General features: G+C 65.8%; 5 protein-coding genes. 1 reads left to right on the top strand and 4 read right to left on the bottom strand.

Features of this window, described 5'->3' with window-relative positions:
* The 4 genes from GH737_RS13700 to GH737_RS13685 form a co-directional block, all read right to left on the bottom strand.
* Positions 1-315: AAA family ATPase (locus GH737_RS13700; protein ID WP_155265343.1), on the bottom strand; the 315-nt coding region annotated here is incomplete at its 3' end.
* A gap of 34 nt (positions 316-349) precedes the next feature.
* Positions 350-1,453, bottom strand: a complete 1,104-nt coding sequence (gene dnaN, locus GH737_RS13695; RefSeq protein WP_155265342.1) for a DNA polymerase III subunit beta — start codon at positions 1,451-1,453, stop codon at positions 350-352.
* A gap of 162 nt (positions 1,454-1,615) precedes the next feature.
* Positions 1,616-2,233: a fasciclin domain-containing protein gene (locus GH737_RS13690; RefSeq protein WP_155265341.1), complete on the bottom strand. Its 618-nt coding sequence runs from the start codon at positions 2,231-2,233 to the stop codon at positions 1,616-1,618.
* Between the two features lie 102 nt (positions 2,234-2,335).
* Positions 2,336-3,253 (bottom strand): hypothetical protein, encoded by a 918-nt coding sequence (locus tag GH737_RS13685; protein ID WP_155265340.1) that lies wholly within the window; start codon positions 3,251-3,253, stop codon positions 2,336-2,338.
* On the opposite strand from GH737_RS13685, the gene GH737_RS13680 reads away from it, so the two are divergent.
* A partial coding sequence (locus GH737_RS13680; protein ID WP_155265339.1) for a hypothetical protein occupies positions 3,221-3,565 on the top strand: 345 nt, incomplete at its 3' end. The genes GH737_RS13685 and GH737_RS13680 overlap by 33 nt on opposite strands.

The raw sequence follows: 3,565 nt of genomic DNA, 5'->3' as shown, positions 1-3,565 counted from the left end.
GTTGACGGAGGCCGGAGCGCCGTTGACCCGCACCTGCCGCCGTTCGGGCGCGGCGGCGAGGGTGCCGGTGCCGATGTCCGCGTCGCCGAGCCTGGCGGCGACCGCCCAGCCGCCGTTGCCGCCTTGCCGCGCCATCTCGGACAGCGCAGCCCCCCGCAAGCCGCGCCCGGGCGCAAGGATCGACACCGCCTCGAGCAGGTTGGTCTTGCCGGCGCCATTCTCGCCGAACAGCAGCACGAAGCCCGGTCCTGCTTCGAGCGAGGCCGACGCATAGGAGCGGAAGTCAGTAAGCGTCAGGCGGGAAATGCTGGCCATTTGCAGGGGTCGAAGTAGCGCTTCGACCCGCCAGTTACACCCGCATCGGCATGAGCACGTAGAGCGCGTTGGACTTGTCGTTCTCGCGCAGCAGGGTGGGAGCGGCGGCGTCGGCGAGGTGGACCTCGACGGTGTCGCCGTCGATCTCGCCCAGGATGTCGAGCAGATATTTGGCGTTGAAGCCGATCTCGAGCCCGTCGGAGCCATAATCCGCCGGCACTTCCTCGGTGGCGACGCCATTCTCCGGACTGGTCACGGACAGCGTGACCTTGTCGCGGTCGACGGCCATTTTCACCGCGCGCGTTTTCTCGCTGGCGATCGTCGAGACCCGATCGACGCCTTGCGCGAAGCTCTTGGGATCGAGCTTGAGCAGCTTGTCATTGCCGGTAGGGATCACCCGGTTGTAGTCGGGGAAGGTGCCGTCGATCAGCTTGCTGGTCAGGATCGCGCTGCCCAGCCCGAAGCGGATCTTGGTCGGGGACAGCGAAATCTCGACCGTGCCCTCGAGCTCCTCGAGCAGCCGGTAGAGCTCGTTCACGGCTTTGCGCGGCACGATCACGTCGGGCATGCCCTCGGCGCCGTCGGGGCGCGCGACGGTGACCCTGGCGAGGCGGTGGCCGTCCGTCGCCGCGGCGCGCAGCTGCTCGTCGACGACATGGAGGAAAATGCCCATCAGATAATAGCGGGTCTCTTCGCTCGAGATGGCGAAGCGGGTCTTTTCGATGATCTCGCGAAGGGTCGCGGCCGGAAGCTCGAAGCGGGTCGGCAGGTCGCCTTCGGCAATGACCGGGAAATCGTCGCGCGGAAGCGTCGAGAGATTGAAGCGGGAGCGGCCGGCGAGGACCTGCATCTTGCCTTCGGCGGCGCTCAACTCGACCTGGCTGCCTTCGGGAAGCTTGCGGACGATGTCGAAGAAGGTGTGCGCCGAGACGGTGATCGCGCCCGGCTGCGTGACGTTGGCCGGAACGCTCTCGTCGACCTGGAGGTCGAGGTCGGTGGCCATCAGCCGAAGCGATCCGTCCTCGCGCGCTTCCATCAGCACGTTCGACAGGATCGGGATGGTGTTGCGGCGCTCCACGACCGACTGGACGTGGCCGAGGCTCTTCAGGAGGATCGCCCGCTCAATCGTCGCTTTCATCGCTTCAAAGCCCCTAGCCCGCGCTCGTCACGGGACGGTTATAGCGAGCCGTCCGCCATGCGGAAGTGGGGAAGATAGAAAGCAGCAGTGCCCCTGCGAACGCAGGGGCCCGGCCTCAACAGGAAGAGAGTCCGTGCTCCTGCGGTCACAGGAGCACGGGCGCTACTTGCCGGCCTTTGCGCCGACCGCGGGCGCGTCCGCTGCCGGCTGCTTCGACGGCATCAGCACGGCGCTGACTTCATGGACGACGCCGTTGGTGAACTGCTCGTCGCCCTTGACGATCGTCGCCTTTTGCCCGGCGGAATCGCTGATCACGATATTGTCGCCGTCCTTGCTCGCGGTGAGCGTGCTGCCGCCCATGGTTGCCAGCGGGGCCTTGCCCTTGCCGGCTTCGACGACCTTCTGGATGTCGGCAACGAGCACGGTCCCGGGCAGGATCAGGTTGGTGATAATCCCGGTCAGCTGCGCGCGGTTGCCGGCACTGGTATCGAACGATCCGGCGGGCGCCGCGGCGATCGCCTCATCGGTCGGAACGAACACCGTATAGGGACCCGGGCCGGCAAGCGTCTGGTCGAGGCCCGCGGCCTTTGCCGCTGCCATGAACTTGCTGTTCGCCGGCAGCCCGGCGGCGATGGTCTTGTCGCCGGCCGCCTTCTGCGCCTGGGGCGACTGGACGTTCTCGGGGCTGTTGGCGACATTGTTGCCGCCGCCGCTGTTGTTGCAGGCGGAGAGCGAGATCAGTGCCGCCCCGGCTGCGAGCGCGAGTGCATGAACCTTCATGCGCTTGGCCTCCTTGTTTGGTTCGCAAACGAAATGGCCCGGCGCGGATTGGGTTCCATCGCCGGGCCAAGGTTTAGTTGCTCAATATCCTGCGACCGATGCTCAGGTCAGCAGCGATGCGACGATCGCCGTGACCAACTGCGTGGTCGGGTCGACCTGGTAGATGTAGCCGTTGTTGTAACGGTACCAGGAGTTCGGCGTGTCGTAGTAAGTCGCGCGATAGGCCATCGGCACGTTGTACATATTGTAGCCCATCGGCAGCGGCTGACCGACCGAGAAACCCGGCGACATCAGCGCCGCAACCGACGTGATGAGGCTCGAGCCCCTGTCGTACTGGTAGATCGCGCCGGGCGCATACCAGTAGGAATAGTCGGCCGTCGGATAGTACATGTCCCGATACTGCATCGGCAGGTTGTAGTAGCTGTAGGACGAAGGCAGCATCTGCCCGACGCCGTAGCCGCCGGCGTAGGTCGGGATCACGTTGACCACCATGCCGGTCATGCAGTCGACCTGGTAGACAGTGCCGTAGGCGTAGCGGTTACAGATGTTGTTGGAGTAATTATTGCCGCCATAGCCGTAGCCGGCGCCATATCCGTAGGCATAGCTGGCCGGGTAGAAGCTGTTGAGCCCGTAATAGGAGGGCACGTAGCTGCTCATGTATGTCTGCGGCAGGTAGGTGCCCGGCAGGAAGCCGCCCGCGAGCAGCGGGATCAGGGCCGCAATCAGGCTCGAGCTGCGGTCGACCTGGTACAGGTATCCGCCGCCGTACTGATAATAATAGTTCGACGTTGCCGGATAGAGATAGCTGACCGAGGCCGGCAGCGCGCTCAGCGTCACGTAATTCGTGACATTGCGGAGCGGCTCACCGACGAACCTGACGGCCCGCGCCGGCGCGATGAAGCGGGTGCGCGTGCCGAGATCCAGCGACCGTGCAATCCGGCTTTCGCGGAAGATGCCCTCATTGGCGATTCGGTCGGCGCGGAGCGCATGACGCTCGGCCAGGAGGTTACGCGTGGCCATCTGCCGCTCGCCGCGAATCTGCTGGCGCTGGCCTTTCAGGTCCTGTTGGCGCGACTGACGGTCGAAGCGAAGCTGCTGGCGGTCGGCCATCCGGCGGTCGACCTGTTGCACCCGGTTCGGCTGGACCCGCTGGCGCTCGACAACGCGCTGCTTCTCGGCGCGGTTCGGACGAGCCTGTTGGCGCTCCGCCGCGCGAGTCTGGACGCGCTCGGTGCGCTGCGGCCGTGCCTGATGGCGATCGGCGACGCGTGTCTTCGCGCGTTCCACCCGGTCGGGACGCGCCTGGTGGCGATCCGCCCGGGCAGCACGCGT

The sequence above is a fragment of the Sphingomonas segetis genome (assembly GCF_009720245.1).
Lineage (GTDB): Bacteria > Pseudomonadota > Alphaproteobacteria > Sphingomonadales > Sphingomonadaceae > Sphingomicrobium > Sphingomicrobium segetis.
The sequence above is the reverse complement of the archived record's forward strand: the minus strand, read 5'-3'. Positions and strand labels throughout refer to the sequence as shown.

Coding starts and splice junctions, on each gene's coding strand:
- dnaN (WP_155265342.1), bottom strand. CDS start 1,453: ATGAAAGCGACGATTGAGCGGGCGATCCTCCTGAAGAGCCTCGGCCAC.
- GH737_RS13690 (WP_155265341.1), bottom strand. CDS start 2,233: ATGAAGGTTCATGCACTCGCGCTCGCAGCCGGGGCGGCACTGATCTCG.
- GH737_RS13685 (WP_155265340.1), bottom strand. CDS start 3,253: ATGGCCACGCGTAACCTCCTGGCCGAGCGTCATGCGCTCCGCGCCGAC.